The organism is Nostoc sp. 'Lobaria pulmonaria (5183) cyanobiont' (assembly GCF_002949795.1).
GTDB lineage: Bacteria > Cyanobacteriota > Cyanobacteriia > Cyanobacteriales > Nostocaceae > Nostoc.
On sequence record NZ_CP026692.1, the window covers coordinates 1876523 to 1895902 of the forward strand.

The following is a 19380-nucleotide window of genomic DNA, read 5'->3' on the forward strand; positions in this document are numbered from 1 at the left end:
GATTATTACCAAAAAAACTTACCCTTTCTGAGTCAACCCACTTTCAGACAAGGGCAATTATTAAGGAATTAATATATATGATTATTACGTTGATTGTAGCTTGGATAGTCTTCATAATATTATGGAAATTGCTGAAAGCAACTGTGAGCACTGCATTAACTCTTGCGGCAATCCTTATTTTATTAAATATTAGTTTTGGCATTACTCCCCAAGATATTTGGCATTACGTAACGCAGTTTGCTCAAAATCTGTCGCAGATCCAAATTAGTAAGTAACAATATATACTTTATTGTTACTAATTATTAAAAGTGAAGTATAACAAAATGAAATGATAAAACTTTTAACTATGACATAACTGGTGTCAAAGTTTATGTGGTGTTTACAACCTTTGATGTTCAATTATTATTTAATACTGAAATTTTAGCTAATGCATCCTTAACACTCGGCGGCAACTGACGCATAATCTTCCCTCTTTCGCGATCCAAAGCGACTAAAGTCACCTTGGCAGTGACGTACAATTGTTGTCCATCAGTTGAGACAATGACATAATCCCAATTGATGCGGACACCAGTTACTTCAGCCATGCGCGTTTTTACCACCACTGCCATACCCAATTGAATTGACCGGTGATAACGCACCGACAGTTCTACAACTGGTAAATCGCAGCCTATAGCGACTAAATCAGCAAATTCAACCCCTATAGATCGCAAGCATTCAATCCGCGCTTCTTCCATCCAAGCTAGATAGGAACCGTGCCAGACAAGACCGGCATAGTCAGTGTGGTGGGGTTGTACTCTGATAGGATATTCAAACCAATTCCCAAATTCGTGACTGGATGGATTGTCAAGAGCGCTGGTTGGTGGTAGTTTTGGTTGACTGGGTTTTTTTTCTGACATCTTCAAATTTCTTAGTACCTATAAATTTTCCCAATTATTGAATAGCATAAAAATTAATTGCGTTGCCGGACTTATTGATTTAATATTTACCTTCCGACGAGCATAGGGAGTGTTTTTTTATGCAGCCTAATCTTCGGCATGTGAGTGTTGTTACTTTATCTCTACTTAGCTTACTAGGTTTTGGGATGGTGTATCCAGACAAGAACCAGGTAAACACAAATGCAAGGTTGAGCTACGACTCTGGAAAAAAAGCTCAAGCTTTACTCAAGAATAATCAACTCTCAGAAATTGCAAGGCTTAACAAAGAAGCTATCGAAGAATCTCGGCAAGGTCAATCGAAAGAAGGGTTGCAGAAATTACAGCAAGCATTAGCCATCAGCAGAGACCTTGGAGAGCGCTCTTGGGAAGCGGTAACATTGAACAATATTGGCAGAATCTACCAAAGTCAAAAAAAGTATTCTGAAGCACTTCAATCCTATCAGCAAGCCTTATTAATTAACAAAGAACTTGGGGATCTGGTTCGACTTGGTGAAACCGGCTTGGGAGGCAAGTTAGGTAACGGTGAGGAAATTTTGGGCTTCGGCTATCAGATGCAACAAACTGGCGCTAGAGCCGCGATCGCCTCTTTGTGGTCTGTAGATGATGGTGGTACACAAGCACTTATGAGTGCTTTTTATGGTATCCTCTCTACCGAAAAGTTGACTAAAACTGAAGCTTTACGCCAAGCTCAAGTCTCATTAATTACTGGAGATTGGAAGTCCCTAAATCACAATATACCCGTGGCAGCAGTTAATGACTTTAGTCATCCGTACTATTGGGCACCCTTTATTTTAATTGGCAATGGTCTTTAGGTGTATCAATTGCTTTTGACATGATAATTGCTGCTACTGCCCAGATTTACCATCTGACCTGAGTAACGCCCAACAATGTTGATTTTGATCCTGCGGTATTCCCTTACTAAATCGTTTTACATAGCCTAATGAAAACTGCGTTAGCGGAGCTTAACGTACCCCTACGGGGAAGCAAGCTACGCGCAGCATCTCGTAGAGAAGTTTTCGCGTTTTGATGAAATTGTGGGAAAAGAGGAGCGCTCAACTACCCAACCTCTGACTTTAGTGTGTATTAACACCTTCCAGCTAAAGACTGAAAATCCGGCTCATGAGGTTTTGGTAGATACAAAAAAATATGCGATGGGCCAACCATAGCCAATCACTTAATGGTAATGGAGAAATAGCTAAGAGCGATCGCTAACTAAGCCACTATTACCGATTACCAGTTACCGATAATCAATTTCTAATTTCCGATTCACCCCTGAAAGCTTAACACTTCTTGGCAAGAGTTTTAGAGCCTGTATCGCTTTGCATAGATTGCTTGACAAGATTAGCCAGTTCGTCTAATTGGCTAATTGCCTCTGCACCTTCTAGTTTCATTAATTCGCGGTCATCCCGCATTTCCGTCCAAGTAATGCCGTAATCGGACACTAAAAACCGAATCAGATGGTTATCACCTAAGCTAACCATAAACGATGCACTATTCATTTGGTCGCCACAGGTATAGCAGGATGCAGGATACCCACGTCGCTCTAATACAATCGCCAAGGCTTGCAGGTTCATTACCAAGTCTTGGACGAATTGTCGATGTTGATGTGCTAGTCTCAGAAACACTTTTGTCCTCCAGACACCACAGTAATTTGAGTTTCTTTTATATTTTCTTTAGATTTTCTCACCCATTGGTATTGTAGACTATTCATTACAATTACCAGACAGATGATATTGAGTCGTTAATTGACTACCTTGTTTAGGGTAGTGGATCGGGGTTTTGAGGGCCGTATCAAACTATTCAGTTTGCAAATTCAAAATTTCGGACAAAATTGCTAAATTTAACTATATCTTTATACACTTCTGTCAGGGTAGATTCTTACAGGAAGCGATCCGCTTTAAGAGTAACTTAAATCTAGCACTAGTCAACTCCAGAAAAGCTACATATTTGGTTTTTATTGGCTATGTGCAGCCAAATACACTGTTAGTAGAGTCCATAACGCAGTTTTGCATCGTTATGGTGTCTTTTACTTAGATGTTTAATCTGTTTTCTTTCTAACGTAGATTTTGGTATAAATAAATGATTAGTTATACCAAATTCGTTCCTCCCATATATATAAAGTTAAGCTGATGACAGTGCAAATTAGATATTAAGTAGTTGCCAGATAAAAAAGCAATACTTTATACAAAGTAGACGTAGTTAGTAGACAAGTGTGAGTGTAGAATCCACAATGGGAAAACTTAACACTGACAATACCGAAACTCAGCAGAACAATGTTGCCATTTAGGCAATATTTCCAGATATTTTGGGATTATTTTCAAAAAGTTGTACGAACCAAAGCACGGTATTCAGAAGGATTCTTATCTTAGTTTGGTTTTGCCAAATTTAATGCATATATAATATATTTCGATTATCTATTCAAAGTTAGTAATTATTTTTTATTAATAACTGAGTTAACTAATTCGTATAGGACTTACGCAATAATTCTCTGAAACCTTATTCCTTTGTGTCCTTTGCGTCCTTTGCGGTTCGTTTTTTCCTGATTTTGCGTAAGTCCTGTCGTAATTCGTCATAACGCTCTCTATGACAAGCTGGGCCTAGCTTGCTTTTTCATAGAGGTACGCAAATCCGCCACCGTTGCGCTAATGTAATTCGTAATTATTTAGCTAAACACTCGCGCGTCATTGTCTTTTTTAGTAGTCTTGAATTAGTTGGAGTCTAGATATCCAACTAATTCAATTATGAATTAGGAATTAATAAACTACTTGCCACCAACCGAAAGCTGGGCCGATAAAACGGATTGTTGCCCATCCTACAACCATAAGACCAATGCCTATCCAAGCACCACGAGTAGTCCAAGTGACAAATTGTTCGCCTTGAGTTTTTGTGATCGGAACCCAAGACAAGATCCGAGTCTCTTGACCGTATGTTTCCCCTAGTGTGGTTTTACGACGTTTTGCTTCACCCATAATCAGCAACTCAAATTCTACTTAGGTTCTAAATTTATTTTGCCAGTAATCATGCCTACACAGAGGCGATGAATCGCATCAGCTTCTATAAGCTGATAATAGTGCTTGCTTCTTTGCGATCGCACTTTGGTTGACAAAATTTAAATTGGGCATTGGGGAGCCACTTGCTCCACTTGGGGAGACCCCAAGTGGAGCAAGTGGCGTCACTGGTAACTGAATTTTAAGCAGAATTTTCCTCATCGGTATTGGAAAACAGGCTGGGATCGAGATAGTTAATGCGTGCTAGAGGACTTAAAGCTGCGAGAATTTGAGCGCCGTAGCTGCGGTTAACGACACGACTATCAAGTAAAGCCACAATCCCTTGACTTTCTCGTACTGGAGCGATCGCCCGTTGTAATTCATTTAAAGCTGCTGGCAACAAGTATAAACGGAACCAATCTTGATGCGATCGCTTATAAAGAGCTACCCTACCAGCTACCAAGGGATTTTCCAAAGATGGTAGGGGCAAAGTAGCAATGATTAACAGATGGGGTGCTGGCAAGACTCGTTGATGTTCTCGCCAAAATTCCCAACCGCTAATCAAAATACCATTTTCATCTAAACAAGTTTTTTCTACTTGCACCCGCGAACCAAACTCTGAAGCCAGAATTGTCGCCACTTGAGACTTGAGTGGTACATCCCCCACCAAGACAACTGTTAACCCTGGCGCTGTCGCACTTAGACAAACCAGTGTGCGGACTTTGTGAATAAATGCCGCTTGAAATTCTGGCGTGTTGGGTAGGGGTAACTTATAGGGTACATACAGTTGAATTGCTTCTGCTTGACTCTCCGAGGAGAACTTCAGGCAAGTTAAATCGTCCAAACCCAGGCGCTGGCGAAAAAGAGGAGCCTCAGTTTCTGGTTCGATAGCGCTACCAATTAAAACTACTGGTTGTCGCTGCCAAATAGGCGAGAGTATTTCCCCTAATTCCATTGGGGCGTAGTGCAAAGAAAATAAACCTTGTCGATGGGCAATAGTCGCCCAGAAGAGAACAGGGGAAGCAGGGGCAAAAAGATTTTCATCAAGGGTTTGAAATTGTTGCCAGAATTGTTTCCAAGGTTCTGGCAGTGCTTGTACTGACTCTAAAGCCAAATACAGACGACTTAAAATTTCTATTTCTGGCTGGGAAATTAGATAGCACTGATATGGATTAGCAGGATGCTGAAAAAGTTCGTGTGTTAGTTGTATCCGTGCTTCGCGAATTGCCTCAGCTTGGTTTGGACAAGCCAGCATCAGTTGATCCCAATCATCGGGTTGAATATCTTGAGTAAGTTGATGACGCACCCAATCTTCAAGATCGTCTATCCCATCAATAATTGTAGGAATACCTTGGGGAAAGCGTGAGCCACCAGCCAATTGTCCTCTTAACCAAGCTTCTGGGGAGGTCAACAGTAGCCCTTGGAACTCAGCATCAGGCCAAGCGTCACCTGTTCTAATCGATTTATTGGCTGGTAGCCACTGCTGTAGGCGGGGAATTTCCACCCGCAGCAGAAGTTGCTGAACTGCTTCTTGAGCAACAATAATTACAGGCCCATGCCACATCAGGGCTGATGCGATAAAACTAGTACGATACCGCCCTTGATAGCCACAAACTGCCCCGACTTGAATTAGGGCGCTACGTCCCAGGCGCAAGGCGCGTGCTACCAACCGTGCCATCGTCAAATGATGGGGCCAGGAAGGGAACCCCGCTTGCGATCGCAAAAAGTTATGTAGTGACAAATGAACTTCTGCCTCAATCACACGCTTTCAATTCCATACAAAGTGATTTTTACTTCCAATTGCCCCATTTCTATTATCTTGTCATTTGTCCTTTGTCATTTGTCCTTTGCCATCGATCCAAAACTAATGACCAATGACTAATGACCAATGACCAATCACCCAATACCCTAAATTATGCCAACTTACACAGGAATTTCCAGCGAAGCCTTTAGGCATCCACTAGATCGTCAAGCCGAGCAAGCTTTACGAAATTTACCAGGATTTGATTTAATTGCTCGTAAATTTGTGGAATTTATCTACGAACGCCCTCAATTAGTCTATCTAATGGGTAACACTATCCAAGTCGGGCCGCGTCAATATTCCACTATTTACCAGATGTTTCGGGAATGCGTCCGAGATTTGGACATTTACCCAGAACCAACACTGTTTGTCTCGCAAAATCCCCAAGCAAATAGCTATGCGCTGGGGCAAGAGAATCCTTACATAGTCATAAATACAGGGATACTAGACCTACTAGACGAAACCGAGATTCGGGCGGTGCTAGCCCATGAATTGGGGCATATTAAATGTGGTCATACTATTTTAATTCAAATGGCGATGTGGGCGATGAGTGCTGCTTCTGCCTTGGGAGAATTGACCTTTGGCATCGGTAATATTGTCACACAAGGCTTGATTTACGCCTTTTTTGAGTGGCGGCGCAAAGCTGAGTTATCGTCAGATCGCGCTGCACTACTAGTGATGGATGATTTAAATCCAGTCATGTCAACGATGATGAAACTTTCTGGCGGTAGTAACAAATATGCCAATGAGTGTAGTTTACAAGAGTTTATCAAGCAGTCAGAAAATTATCAGGCATTGGATGAGGATGGACTGAATCAGATATATAAATTCTTGATCTACAATGGCGCTCAGGGTATGATGTTGAGTCATCCTTTCCCTGTTGAACGCTTACATTACTTACGGTCGTGGGCAGTATCTGAAGAATATCAGCAAATTCGCCGAGGAAATTATCAGCGATCGCCTGCTTGCGGATCGGTAAATGTTTCAGCAGAATCTTCCGCAAATGAAACAGAAGTTTTACGCCGTCAAATTGAAGAATTACAACGAGAAATCGACAGAATCAGAAGGTCTGAGTAGTTTTTACTACTAAATAAAGATTAGTATAGCGGTTCCCATTCAGATGCGGTACAACATTATATCGCGGGGTGTAGGGGCACGGCAGTGCCGTGCCCCTACGGGTGTACTCACGCAAACGAGAAGCGCTATAGGGTGGAATAGTGCCTACTAAATTGTTGGATTTAGATCCCCGACTTCTTGGAGAAGCCGGGGATCTGCGTTAATATACATCTTCTTCTATGGGAAATAAAAATACTTAAGAGTTGAACCAGATAATTACTCCAGTTCCCAATACACAAATAATTCCCGCCAAACCAGCTAGGGGTTTTTTGTTCTTACCTGTGAACCAGTCAGAGACTTTACCTGTGTAAGTAATTAGTTCTGCTGTATCTATGGTAGCGATCGCCCATACCCATCCCGCATGCAATCCCCAAGCTAAACCTAAATTACCGCTAGAGGTAAAGCGTGCTAACACCAGCACCATTCCCATCAGCCATAATCCAGGAAGTTGGGGTGCAGTTTCGCGTTGCTCCCAAACCAAGTGTAACAAGGCAAAAATCAAGCTAGAAATTGCTGCTGCTACCCAAACTGGGTAATCCTGCGCTAATTCTGTGAACAGGAAACCGCGAAAAACTAACTCTTCTATCCCACTGACTAACAAAGCTATCAAGAAAATCGGTAGCAATATGGGTAATAGAAACTTGAAATTCGACTTCTCAAAAGAACACCAACCCAATCCGAATTGCCCACTAAATACAATGGCTAGACTCAGCACTCCCAAACTAAAACCTAGTGCTAAAGAACTAAGAGTTGAAAGATTGGCAATAAAGCCGTAATCTGAAAAAGATTTATTGGTCAACCAAACAACTCCCCAGAGAATCAGGGGAGCTAATAGGTAAAGTGACACCAATAACGGCATTTTTTGCTCTGGCTGTAAAGGTTTAGAGGGTTGCCAATTAAGCAATATTGCTGATACTGTTGCTACTGGCAACCAGCAAACTATCCAGCAAACAAAAAAGGCCATCACTATAACTAGTGCCGGTGCATTTTCTATAAATGCCAGTAAGACCTTGACCGAAGACTCAAAGAAAGTTATCAAAATAAACAAAAAAAACACGATAGACTTCTTGCATTATAGATTTCTTGCTGATTAATCAAGACTCTACTAAATTTGGTGACTTCTGCAAGGGGTCTAATCGTATTTTTTACCTGGCTACTAATTTGCTGTCGGGGTAAGGACAAGTTATCATCACCTGAAACTTATCCCTACCATTAGCAAATTTACTCTTCGTCTTCCAAATCTTCGTCTGATTCGTCAGAATCTATATCTTGTGAGGTTAGTTTTTTATCGCTTTCACCTAGTTGAATCAGGTGAATATGTTTGTATCCCAGTCTAATTTCAAACTCATCTCCAGCCTTCAAGCCCATTGCTTTGGTGTATGTAGCACCAATTACAATCTGACCATTTTGATGGACACTAACCCGATATGTCGGTTCACGACCACGACCATCTTTAGGTGCTTCTGGACTTAGAGGAATTCCCCTAGCAGAAAGCAAAGCGTCATAAAAATCGGTGAGATTGACACGAACTTGATTATTCTTTGTAACAGTGTAATAGCCGCACTGTTTAGCTCTTTCTCGGCGTGGTAATGTGGAAAGTTCTTTTACTTTAGCAAGTAGTGCTTTTCCAGTTAATGGCGCGGTTGCAGTTTCAGTCATTATGCTCAAATTTTCCTTACTCTCTCCAAACTGATAAACGATGTAGTCTCATGCCAGCATTTAATTTTTTAGCATTTGCATAGAGCTACTGAAGACCCTAGTGTAACGGGTGAATTGCTGCCGATAGGAGCCAAAAGCACTTCTCTATATGGTTGTCCACAACCAACTAGAGGCCATAGTTGCCACAGACATTAATTTTGGCGATGTTACGGCACTTTTAACCATTATTCGCCATCAGAAAGAAAACTATTTTCTCTTTTGGCGCTACTGTAGCGGTGTAACTTTCAGCCACCTTTACAAATGGGGTTAGGTTCTACTGCAAATAAGTTGTAGACCCAAAGAATTGCAGGTTTTTCACTTTCAGTGCTTGCCTTTCTTGCCAATGAGCAAGTAGAGTTTTCTCCACTCGTCCTCTCAAGCTTAGGACAGCATAGTATTTCAATAGAGTCCTACGGGCATACACCCTTTTGTCCTACCAGTAGAGACGCGAATTTTCTTGTCTCTACATTACGAATCAACAAAGCAGTATTAACCGCGCTGATACGGCTATTGATTCTGGTTTTGTTACTTCGTAATTTTATATCAAATACTAGCATGGACTAATAATAGCAAAATAGTTGTTTAATTTTGAATTAAAGTTGCTAGTAAATTTTTATTTAAATTCCTGGACTTAAAGAAGAAAAAAGTAGTGACGATTTTCCTAACCCTTTATTGCAAGCGTGAGTATTGCTATCTGGCTTTTATAAAAATTTATATAATTGAGACGAGCAGTTTTGACCAATGAGTTCAATCCAATATTTACTTGATTGAGAGCAAGCCCAAAAGCGAAAAGTCTCGCACCTCCGGGTTTCGCGGTGCTCTAACTTTTCTTTGAAAGTGGTGAGGATTTTTCCTTGGTTTATTATCTTCAGATCAAAAGCGGTCAGAAGATTTTGCACGTCTGTCTATGGGAAGAACAAATCTCTTAACATCTGTCTAGTGCTTGATTGCCACTACTATATATTAAACATGGGCTTTCACACTTCTATATAATCAAAAAATTCCGTCAAGTGGTAGCGAAGGCGGAATTTTACTGTCAGGACTGCTTGACTCAAGTTGACATCAAGACGTGTTGCTAATCTCACATGCATTTCATTTGTATATGATCGCTAGCTCAAAGATCGACTTAAGTTACTTTTTAAGCAAACCCTCTTTCCTTTAAATTCCCAAACAGGTAAATTCAATCCAAAGCTGCGATTACATTTTTGGCGTTTTAACTCAAAATTTGACAAAAATCTTGCCTACAGCGCTACTACAAGTAAAATTTTAATGGTTATCCTTAAACTAGAATCAGTCGCCTTTTAATCGTCAGCCTATTAACACCAGGGTTTGAATTAGGGGCGAAAAAGTATAACTCACTTTTCGCAACGACCTGCTTTGACTGATGATTGTTGAAGCTGGTGAAGTAATTTTAAAATTTTGGTTAGAAGTTATGGAAGTTATTTTTAAGGTCATTCGACAGCAACAAAATTCCTCCCCTGTTGTGCAAACCTACCTTGTGGAGGCCGAACCAGGTAATACAATCTTGGATTGCCTCAATCATATTAAGTGGGAGCAAGATGGAACTTTGGCGTTTCGCAAAAATTGCCGCAATACTATTTGTGGTAGTTGTGCTATGCGAATTAATGGGCGTTCGGCTTTAGCTTGTAAAGAAAATGTTGGGAGCGAACTTGCCAGATTACAACAAATACCATCATCCCAAAGTAAAGTAAATGCTATTGGTGAAATCACGATCGCACCTCTCGGCAATATGCCCGTGATTAAAGATTTGGTTGTAGATATGAGCAGTTTCTGGAATAATTTAGAGGCAGTTGCCCCTTATGTGAGTACGGCAGCACGACAAGTACCAGAAAGAGAGTTTTTGCAAACACCACAAGAGCGATCGCGCCTCGATCAAACTGGTAACTGTATTATGTGCGGAGCTTGTTACTCTGAATGCAACGCTCGTGAAGTTAATCCAGACTTTGTTGGCCCCCATGCCCTTGCCAAAGCTTACCGAATGGTAGCAGACTCCCGTGATAGCGATACTGAAAATCGTTTAGCAAGCTATAACGAAGGTACTAAAGGCGTATGGGGTTGCACCCGTTGTTTGTACTGCGATTCTGTTTGTCCAATGGAAGTTGCACCATTAGAACAAATCACCAAAGTTAAACAAGAAATTCTCACCCAGAAACAAGCCAGTGATACTCGTTCAATTCGTCACCGGAAAGTATTGATAGATTTAGTTAAAGAAGGTGGTTGGATTGATGAACGCCAATTTGGTTTACAAGTAGTTGGTAACTACTTTCAGGATTTAAAAGGATTACTCAGTCTTGCACCCCTCGGTTTGCGGATGATCCTTCGGGGTAAGTTTCCCCTATCATTTGAACCTTCCGAGGGGACAGAACAAGTGCGATCGCTTATTGAATCTGTACAAAAAGTAGAAGGGAATAGGGAATAGGGAATAGGGAATAGAGAATAGGGAATAGGGCATAGGGCATAGGGCATTGAAAAGAGGCAGAGGGGAAAACTCTTCTCCCTTGCTCCCTCCTCCCTTGCTTTGTCCCCAATCCCCAATCCCCATTCTTCAACGCGGTTCTTGAGGTATATTTAACGGCTGTCCATAACGGTCATATACTAAAACATCCCACTGACCATTGTTACTAGACTCAAAAGCAATCCTGCTACCATCAGCGCTAATTGTAGGGTTACGGACTTCCGCTTGCAGGTTGTTGGTCAAATTCCGCGATTGGCGTGTTTCTCGGTCGTAGAGAAAAATAGCCGATCGCCCCTGACGGCTAGCAGCAAATACAATATAACGACCATCTTGTGAAACGCTAGGATGATTTGCGATCGCATCAAAGGAGTTTAAACCTGGCAAATCAACCAAATCACGAGTTACCGTATCAAACATATAAACATCTTGGCTACCGCGTCGGTCAGTAATAAAAACAATGTATCTCCCAGAAATTTTGGGGTTTAATTCCGACGCTAAACTATTGAGACTCCGACCCCCCGGATCAAAGGGATAACTCAAAATGCGAGGGTAGCCAAAACACCCAGTCAATAAATTTAAACAGAAAAATACAGGTATAAAAAAAACACGGTTCATATAATTAGTCATTAGTCAATAGTCTCACAACTGCTAACTTCTAACTCCTAACTCCTAACTCCTCACCTTCTCCCCTACGGAGGTGAACCCACTGTTGCACCATTGGGAATATCTAACTCAATATTTGGCCCTCGGTCTAGAACTTCAATATCCCACTGACCACGAGTGGCGGTTTCAAAGACAACATAACGTCCATCTGGGCTGATATTTGGTTTTCTGATCCAGCCGCGATAGGTTGGTGTGACGATTTGTGACTGTTGCGTAGCGCGATCATAAAGCGCCACCACTGGTCTACCTTGATCGCTAGTAAGATAAGAAATATAACGCCCGGTGTAGCTCAAACTAGGACTTTCGGCAATTGTCTCTTGTCTGTTTATGCCTGGTGTGCCAATAAACACTTGCCTCTCCAAATCGTACACTAGTAGCTGCTGATTACCATTACGATTTGATACAAACGCTAAAAAGCGCCCATTTCCACTCAAAGCAGGTTGCTCCTCGGTGTAGCGACTGTTAAGAGAAGTAGGCCCTATGGGTATATCGTTAGAACCACAAGATACAACCAAACTTGTTAAACCAAAAACTAGGCTCCAATGAATTGGTCTTTGGAGCCAAAATGTAGGCGTAAATTTTTTCACCTCAACTGTTTTCCGTCGCCTCTAAACCTAATTGCACACCAACTGTTTTAAACATCGTCATCAAAATCGCTCAAATTATCTGGTCCCTCATTTGGTTTTTCAATTGGGTTGTATGGCACATAATCAGTTGGGATCGCATCATCATCTTCGCGCGGTCTTCGAGAAGTTGAGTCAGTGGGCGGACGACGCCTTCTCGGTCTTGGAGAAACATCATCTTCACGACTTTCGGGACGCTGTGACCCATTATTACTACGGCGAGAAGGTTTTCTAACTTCCCCACCCGAATTTTCCCAATCATCAACTTGCCTAGATGAAGAATCCCAGTTCTCTTCTTCAAAGCTTTCTGAAGGGCGATTTACAGGACGCCCAGAAGTCCGCCGACGCGTTCTATCAGATGGAGCCGGAGCCTGTTTTTCACTACTGCTGCTGTTGCGGCGTTCTGTACGACGGGGGGGTTGTTCCTGATAGTAGTCATCACGAGTTGAAATCTCATCCCTGCTACCGCGAATCCGGGCACGCACTGGGCGTTCTTCCTCGTCTTCATAAGGCAATGGATCTAAGTCTGCCTCCATCTCAGCCTGATATTTGCTGCGATTATTGTACGAATAGCGATCGCTAACCGGTCGATCTTCGTCCACAATCGGAGTGTTGCGCTTTGCTTGCTGGGTAGCTATACTCCGCAGACGAATACTTTCAACTGCAAAAAATACAGTTGTGCCAACTAAAAGTAGTTGACCAAATTGTAAAATAGGGTCTAGCCGCCATCCTTGAAAGACAAGAATGAAGCCGCAAAGCAAGCCGACTGCTGCAAAAAAGATATCTTGATCCCGTGACAATTCTGGGCGCACAGTGCGGAGAAAATACAGTGCTGCCCCAGCCACAGCCAGGAAAATTCCTAGAATACTGGCTGAGTTTGCCCCAAAATTTACCTGAGCCAGAAAACTGGCTGAGTTCAGCCCAAAATTTATCATTGCTGTTTTCCCAATATCAAATCTATGTTAGCGAGTCACAATTAAAATCACTACTCTAATTAGTCACATATATTGAAGCTTCAAAGCCTCTGGCAAAGAAGCTCTGAAGCTATTCACCGAAAAGTAAAAACGTCTATGTCTATCATCTACAACTGCCACCAGCCACAGTTTATGCTGCTTTTGGCGAAATAAATGTAGATAGCTGACAGACTATCGATTATGAGAGTTAAATTAACTCTCATAAGCATTATGAACGCTGTATTTTATCTTTTTGGCTAATGAAAACTAGACCAACTGTAACGGGTATCACAACAATTGCTGTACCCCATAGCAGACTCCAAAGAAAATTTGCTAAAGAAGGCGTCATACTTCTCAACCTTTTTTTACACACTTCATCCTAATTTTAATAGTGTATTACTTTCTTGAGAAGCCTCTAACTCTGAACTGCTAAACTTGGTAACTGCTTTCGCCATTCGTTGAGTTAACCGCGTCAGCAAGTTCGCTTTTCTATTTCAGAAGGAAATGACAGCATTTGGTTAAAATGATCATAAGAGTGCTTTACAAAGCTTAAAATTTCCTGGCGATGTCTACGACGGACTACGCCTACGCAAGGCGAAGCTTGCCGACGCCTAAGTTTTTTCTTTCTTTACAGATAGATAGTACCTGAAACCGATGACTGGTGTTAACCTGACTGCTTGGATTCTTGGCCCTGTGTTAGGGGTAATGACATTCTTATTTATATTTCGTATCATTCTCACTTGGTATCCGCAAGTGGATTTGAATCGGTTGCCCTTTAATTTAATAGCTTGGCCTACTGAGCCATTTTTAATACCTTTGCGAAAGCTGGTGCAACCTATAGGTGGGGTAGACATTACACCTATTATTTTGGTTGGTATCTTCAGTCTGCTACGAGAAATTCTGCTAGGTCAACAAGGATTGCTGACTATGCTATCTCGTGTGAATTAGAGTACAGGTTACAGGTTATAACCCTGTCCCCTGTAACCTGTAACCTTTTTCCTGCCCTACTCCCTACCCCTTCATTTCCTGCACAAAATTTGTATAGACATTACCCTGTAAAAACTGTGGAGTTTCCATAATTTTTTGATGAAATCCGATGGTGGTAGGTAGTCCAGTAATGGCACATTCCCGCAGTGCGCGTTTCATCCGGTTAATAGCAGTGGGTCGATCTGGCGCCCAAACGATTAACTTGCCGATCAAGGAATCGTAGTAGGGTGGGATTTGGTAATCTGTGTAAACGTGGGAATCAATCCGCACACCAGGTCCTCCGGGGGGCAGATAGCTACTGATCCGTCCAGGAGAAGGGCGAAAGTCATGATCGGGATCTTCAGCATTGATTCGGCATTCGATCGCATGACCTCGTAATACTACTTGCTCTTGCGTAAGCTTGAGTCTTTCACCTTGAGCAATGCGGATTTGTTCGGCAACTAAGTCTATCCCAGTAATCATTTCTGTTACAGGATGTTCTACTTGAATCCGGGTGTTCATTTCCATAAAGTAGAATTTACCGGATCTGTCCAAGAGAAACTCAATAGTACCCGCCCCACTGTAGTTAATGAATTGGGCAGCCTTGACAGCAGCTTGTCCCATTTTTTCACGTAGGTCTTGGTCAAGAGCCGGACTAGGAGCTTCTTCTAACAGCTTTTGATTCCGGCGCTGAATTGAGCAATCCCGTTCGCCCAAGTGGATGACATTACCGTAGTTATCCGCCAAAATTTGAAATTCGATGTGGCGGGGACGTTCAATAAATTTTTCTATGTAAACGCCAGAATTTCCAAAAGCTGCTCCTGCTTCGCCTTGAGCTGCGAGGAAAAGTTTGACAAATTCGTCTTCCGAACGAACTAGGCGCATACCCCGTCCACCGCCACCCGCCGTAGCTTTGATCATCACTGGATAGCCGATATCCTTGGCGAATCCTAATCCTTCTTGCTCGGATTCTACCAATCCCTCACTACCTGGTATGGTCGGTACTCCAGCTTTTTGCATGGTTTCTTTAGCAGTGGATTTATCCCCCATCAGCCTGATAGCTTCTGGAGTTGGGCCGATAAAAGCAATATGATGGTCGGCACAAATTTCCGCAAACCGGGCATTTTCTGCCAAAAAACCATAGCCTGGATGAATGGCAGTAGCATTTCGTGTCAGTGCAGCAGCAATAATATTGGGAATATTCAAATAACTTTTACCGCTAGCAGGTTCGCCAATGCAAACCGTTTCATCAGCAAGTTGGACGTGCAGAGCATTACGGTCAACGGTGGAGTGAACCGCAACTGTGGCAATTCCCATTTCTTCACAGGCGCGGAGAATGCGAAGGGCGATTTCTCCCCGATTGGCAATTAATATTTTGTCAAACTTCATTTTTTAGTTTCGATATCATTACCAGTAGATTGACATTTTCTCCGATCCAAATTGAAACAACGCTTCCGCATTATTTCAAATTATCACAGGAGATTCGCCACCCTGATTCTAAGCAAACTTGCATATTGCAGGCTTGCTGCCTCTATGGGTCTTACTACACTAACAACATTGCTGCTGTAAGTCTTGGCTAGACTACCAAGCTGGGCTTTTGCGTAAGCGTAGCCCGCACTTCTCTACGAGACGCTGCGCGAACGGCAAGCTCAGCAACCATCGTAGACATCGCCATAGCCGGGGTTACGCCATCGACCCCGCCGAACACAGTAGCTATACCCTTTTCAATATCACTTGTAGAGCTGCTAAATTTCTGTCAGTCTGATACCGCCTTGAGAAAATTTATATTTTTGAGCAACTGAATTTAGATATCACCTTACTATAATTATTTTCTTATGTTATAGTCTATGTTTAGACAAACCATGCGGATGTGGCGGAATTGGTATACGCGCACGCTTGAGGTGCGTGTGGCTTTGCCTTGCGAGTTCGAGTCTCGCCATCCGCATTTTTGCTTGTTTAAGCATAGGGTCAATAGTTATTAGGTCAAAAAACCTTAGACTATTGACCCTTAAATATAAGTTTTCTTGGGAAGCACTTCAGTGCTTACTAGATATTAAGCAAAGTTGCCTTATCAAAGTACTAGTTCTTTATGCTTTTATAGAAATAGGTGAAGTTTTGTAAAAAGCATTGACTATTACTTTTACGCCAACAAACAATCTAACATCGCCACCAGATTGGCATCGCCTCACTCCGATTTGGCAAGGAGGGGAGGAAATAATTCAACAAAGTTTACCTCACACTCAGCTGGCACCTGCATGGCAGCTAATGCTTTTGGGTGACGGCTCCCCGACACGTCACTTAGAATTGCTCACAGGTGAGGCTGTAGAAGTAGATGTTATTGATATGTCATTGATTGGCATCGACTTGGATGCTGCTCCTGAGTTAATTCAAGCTGTCCCAGAACCGCGATTACGGCGACAAGTATGGCTGCGTACCGCTTCTGGTCAGCGATTAGCCTATGCTACTTCGTGGTGGGAAGCCAGTCATGTCGATGAATATTTACAAAACCGTTCATTACCAATTTGGGCAAGTTTAGCTCGCCTTCGCACAGAATTGTATCGGGATGTTCGAGGAATTTACTACGGTGACTCATTGGCACTAGAGTCTGGTTTTGGTGTAACTGGGCCTTTTTGGGGTCGCCACTACTTGTTTTGGCATCATGGGCAGCCATTGACATTAATTTATGAAGTTTTTTCACCTTATTTGACCAAATATCTAGGGTCAATGCAGTTGAATGCTGTTAATGCTGAAGCATAGTAAGTAGGTCGGCGTCAAAATTTATCGTTGGGATAAGGCAGCAGGCAGAAAGGAAAAGGGTTGTAGTCTAGTTTATCTTTATTCACGTAGTTTGGTTTTATTGTGGCAACTTAACTTATTATTTAAAAGTTTTTCATCTTTTGCAGTGCGCCTCAGAGTATGGAAATTTTGCACTAATGACTTTGAATCTATGTAAAATACTGGACATTTGATCTTGCTTAGATTGAGTGAATACCAAAGATGGAAGCTATCTAAATAGAAGGTAGTGTAAGTTACAGATTACTTGCAGCTTTTTCAAGTTAGTTATATCCTCAAAGTGCTTGAAATGCAGGATGTTAACTTTCGGAGACTTTCCGAAACAGACAGCCGTTTAAAGGAGTGTCCTGCGAAATTCAACAAAGCGTGTTAAAAAAGGTAACTAACCACTAAAACACCGCTTTGAAACAGTAGAGAAGGTTGATTACGGAAATATCATCAATGTCTATGGTGGAAAAATTTATCAAGTTAACTGCCTTAGATCGTAAGAAACTTTTTGGTTGACTTAACCAATTCAGCAAGTAATGAGTTTGCAAATATGAGGTATAGGTTTCAATGGCACTGCCTCTTGTGTCTGTTCCGATGAAGAAAAATAAGAAACCGTCTCTGGTGCTGACGATCTCGGCTGCTGGGTTATTGATTGGTGCGGGGAGTGTAGCCTACTGGTTGTTAGCCCAGAGACAAATATCTTCTAGCGATTTGCTAGTAGGTGCAAATATTATTCCTGGTGATGCCCTGTTTGCGGTTTCCTTAACAACAGATCCCCAGCAGTGGCAGAAATTGCGGCAGTTTGGGACAAAAGAAACCCAAATAGAACTGGACAAAAATTTAGTCCAGTTACGCGATCGCTTTCTGACTAATAATGGTTACGACTTCCAGAAAGATATCGCTCCTTGGGTAGGCGATGACGTGACGATCGCAATTCTTGCTCCAGCAACAGGGAATAAACCTGCACCCAAACCAGTTACCACCAATGAAAATGCTGCCAGCGATCAGCAGTCGATGGTAATGGTATTGCCAGTGAAAAACCCAGAAATCGCTAAAAGTATTTTGGCACAACCCAAAACCCTTAAACAAGGCAAATGGAGCGATCGTACTTATCAAGGGATCGCCATTAAACAAAGTCAGGGACAAGCAGGGCAAAACTTCTCGGCTGCATTACTAGATGGGCGTTTTTTAGTCATAACTGATAGTCCTAAAGCCACAGAACGAGCCATCGACGCCTACAAAAATAAAACATCCCTAGCCACAACAGGCGGCTTTACTGAGAATTTCCCGAAAATTGCCAACTACCAACCCTTTGCCCAGTTTTATGTGAATGTGCCAACAGCTGCGAAAATAGCCGCAGCTTCTCCAAACCGCCCTTTACCTGCTCAAGTTTTGGCTCAACTGCAAAATAACCAAGGTTTAGCAGGGACAATAACCTTAGAGTCCGAAGGAATCCGCTTCAAGGGCGTTTCTTGGTTAAATCCTAATAGTCAACGTGTGCTCGTGGTGGAAAACAAAGCTGGGAAAATGCAAAGCCGCATACCCGCGGAAACCTTAATGATGCTTACTGGTGGTAACTTACAGAGGTTGTGGAGAGACTATGTTTTAACATCTCAGGGAAATCCTTTATCACCGATCGCACCAGAACAGATTAGAGGTGGTATAAAATCTCTTACCGACCTCGATTTAGAGAAGGATTTGCTCAGTTGGATGAAAGGGGAGTTTTCGTTATCAGTGATTCCTGCTACTCCAAAAGAAGGTTCGCCAAATGATTTTCGTGCGGGTTTGCTGTTCATGGTACAGACAAGCGATGCCGAAGGCGGGCAAAGCCTACGCAAATCAGCCGAAGCATCCATCAGTCAACTGGATGAAGTGATGAAAAATCAATACCAGTTCCAAGTGCAACCGGGGAAAGTCGCAGGTCAACCCGTTGTTAACTGGGTATCACCTTATGGTACGTTAACTGCAACCCACGGTTGGTTAGATGGAGATGTCGCTTTTCTGATAGTGGGCGCTCCGATCGCGGATAAAATTGTTCCCAAACCTAATTACACACTAGCTGGCACTCTTCCCTTCCAACAAACAGTTCCTACAGAACCCAATCCGACGAATGGTCAATTTTTCCTGGATGTGGAACGAACTGTGAAAAATTTCCCTTTACCAACTATAATTCCCAATCAAGAAACTTTGCTAGATGCAACGCGATCAATTGGGATGACATCTGCCGTCAGCGACAATCGTAGTAACCGTTACGATATTTTTATCGAACTTAAAAAAGTTACTAACGCGACTACATTGCCTAGTCCAGAAGGGAGTAAGAGTAACTCTGTTAGATAGGGGAGTGGGGAATGCGGAGTAAGAATTTTAGATTTTAGATTTTG

At 42.3% G+C, this 19380-nt stretch carries 18 protein-coding genes, 1 tRNA gene and 2 pseudogenes; 10 read left to right on the top strand and 11 right to left on the bottom strand.

The features are described 5' to 3' along the window. The first annotated feature begins 77 nt into the window (after positions 1-77). Positions 78-275, top strand: coding sequence for a hypothetical protein (locus tag NLP_RS34765; RefSeq protein ID WP_104905947.1), 198 nt, complete (start codon positions 78-80; stop codon positions 273-275). A 120-nt stretch (positions 276-395) separates the two neighbouring features. On the opposite strand, the gene NLP_RS08095 is transcribed toward NLP_RS34765, so the two are convergent. Continuing rightward, a complete protein-coding gene (locus NLP_RS08095) occupies positions 396-896 on the bottom strand; it encodes an acyl-CoA thioesterase (RefSeq protein ID WP_104905948.1) in 501 nt (166 codons plus the stop codon). A gap of 185 nt (positions 897-1081) precedes the next feature. Here NLP_RS08095 and NLP_RS34770 point away from each other — a divergent pair. Further along, positions 1082-1399 (top strand): annotated as a pseudogene (locus tag NLP_RS34770) (tetratricopeptide repeat protein); the annotation flags it as partial. 9 nt (positions 1400-1408) lie between these two features. Continuing rightward, positions 1409-1747 (top strand): annotated as a pseudogene (locus NLP_RS34775) (CHAT domain-containing protein); the annotation flags it as partial. A gap of 468 nt (positions 1748-2215) precedes the next feature. Here NLP_RS34775 and NLP_RS08105 read toward each other — a convergent pair. From NLP_RS08105 to NLP_RS08115, 3 genes are all read right to left on the bottom strand, one after another. Further along, entirely contained in the window at positions 2216-2560 is a 345-nt protein-coding gene (locus NLP_RS08105) for a DUF1815 family protein (RefSeq protein ID WP_104905950.1), read from the bottom strand. Between the two features lie 1128 nt (positions 2561-3688). Beyond that, positions 3689-3904 carry a DUF2839 domain-containing protein gene (locus tag NLP_RS08110; protein ID WP_099101660.1) on the bottom strand — a complete coding sequence of 72 codons (216 nt, stop codon included), beginning with the start codon at positions 3902-3904 and terminating at the stop codon, positions 3689-3691. A gap of 220 nt (positions 3905-4124) precedes the next feature. Then, positions 4125-5684 carry a helicase C-terminal domain-containing protein gene (locus tag NLP_RS08115; RefSeq protein WP_104905951.1) on the bottom strand — a complete coding sequence of 520 codons (1560 nt, stop codon included), beginning with the start codon at positions 5682-5684 and terminating at the stop codon, positions 4125-4127. 153 nt (positions 5685-5837) lie between these two features. On the opposite strand from NLP_RS08115, the gene NLP_RS08120 reads away from it, so the two are divergent. Further along, positions 5838-6800 (top strand): M48 family metallopeptidase, encoded by a 963-nt coding sequence (locus NLP_RS08120; RefSeq protein ID WP_104905952.1) that lies wholly within the window; start codon positions 5838-5840, stop codon positions 6798-6800. A 235-nt stretch (positions 6801-7035) separates the two neighbouring features. Here the strand turns inward: NLP_RS08120 and NLP_RS08125 are convergent, their stop codons facing one another. Further along, positions 7036-7896: a CPBP family intramembrane glutamic endopeptidase gene (locus NLP_RS08125; protein WP_104905953.1), complete on the bottom strand. Its 861-nt coding sequence runs from the start codon at positions 7894-7896 to the stop codon at positions 7036-7038. Between the two features lie 164 nt (positions 7897-8060). Beyond that, positions 8061-8498 (bottom strand): AbrB family transcriptional regulator, encoded by a 438-nt coding sequence (locus NLP_RS08130; protein ID WP_094350106.1) that lies wholly within the window; start codon positions 8496-8498, stop codon positions 8061-8063. A 148-nt stretch (positions 8499-8646) separates the two neighbouring features. On the opposite strand from NLP_RS08130, the gene NLP_RS32935 reads away from it, so the two are divergent. Together NLP_RS32935 and NLP_RS08135 are read left to right on the top strand one after the other, a co-directional pair. Further along, positions 8647-8808 carry a hypothetical protein gene (locus NLP_RS32935; RefSeq protein ID WP_158680318.1) on the top strand — a complete coding sequence of 54 codons (162 nt, stop codon included), beginning with the start codon at positions 8647-8649 and terminating at the stop codon, positions 8806-8808. A gap of 1161 nt (positions 8809-9969) precedes the next feature. Then, positions 9970-10977, top strand: coding sequence for a succinate dehydrogenase/fumarate reductase iron-sulfur subunit (locus NLP_RS08135; protein ID WP_199784849.1), 1008 nt, complete (start codon positions 9970-9972; stop codon positions 10975-10977). Between the two features lie 126 nt (positions 10978-11103). On the opposite strand, the gene NLP_RS08140 is transcribed toward NLP_RS08135, so the two are convergent. From NLP_RS08140 to psbX, 4 genes are all read right to left on the bottom strand, one after another. Further along, a complete protein-coding gene (locus tag NLP_RS08140) occupies positions 11104-11628 on the bottom strand; it encodes a TolB family protein (RefSeq protein ID WP_104905955.1) in 525 nt (174 codons plus the stop codon). Between the two features lie 74 nt (positions 11629-11702). Continuing rightward, positions 11703-12263 carry a TolB family protein gene (locus NLP_RS08145; RefSeq protein ID WP_104905956.1) on the bottom strand — a complete coding sequence of 187 codons (561 nt, stop codon included), beginning with the start codon at positions 12261-12263 and terminating at the stop codon, positions 11703-11705. 47 nt (positions 12264-12310) lie between these two features. Further along, a complete protein-coding gene (locus tag NLP_RS08150) occupies positions 12311-13234 on the bottom strand; it encodes a Ycf66 family protein (protein WP_104905957.1) in 924 nt (307 codons plus the stop codon). A 247-nt stretch (positions 13235-13481) separates the two neighbouring features. Beyond that, positions 13482-13601: a photosystem II reaction center X protein gene (psbX, locus tag NLP_RS08155; protein WP_099100805.1), complete on the bottom strand. Its 120-nt coding sequence runs from the start codon at positions 13599-13601 to the stop codon at positions 13482-13484. 305 nt (positions 13602-13906) lie between these two features. Between psbX and NLP_RS08160 the strand changes: the two genes are divergently transcribed. Continuing rightward, entirely contained in the window at positions 13907-14200 is a 294-nt protein-coding gene (locus NLP_RS08160; protein ID WP_104905958.1) for a YggT family protein, read from the top strand. Between the two features lie 63 nt (positions 14201-14263). Here NLP_RS08160 and accC read toward each other — a convergent pair whose 3' ends face one another. Further along, positions 14264-15607 (bottom strand): acetyl-CoA carboxylase biotin carboxylase subunit, encoded by a 1344-nt coding sequence (accC, locus tag NLP_RS08165; protein ID WP_104905959.1) that lies wholly within the window; start codon positions 15605-15607, stop codon positions 14264-14266. A gap of 475 nt (positions 15608-16082) precedes the next feature. Between accC and NLP_RS08170 the strand changes: the two genes are divergently transcribed. From NLP_RS08170 to NLP_RS08180, 3 genes are all read left to right on the top strand, one after another. Then, a tRNA-Leu gene (locus NLP_RS08170) sits at positions 16083-16163 on the top strand. Between the two features lie 182 nt (positions 16164-16345). Then, the gene (locus tag NLP_RS08175) at positions 16346-16975 is read left to right on the top strand and encodes a chorismate lyase (protein WP_104905960.1); all 630 of its coding nucleotides are present in this window, start codon (positions 16346-16348) and stop codon (positions 16973-16975) included. Positions 16976-17566: 591 nt separating this feature from the next. Next, positions 17567-19336, top strand: a complete 1770-nt coding sequence (locus NLP_RS08180) for a DUF3352 domain-containing protein (RefSeq protein WP_104905961.1) — start codon at positions 17567-17569, stop codon at positions 19334-19336. The last annotated feature ends 44 nt before the right edge of the window (positions 19337-19380 follow it).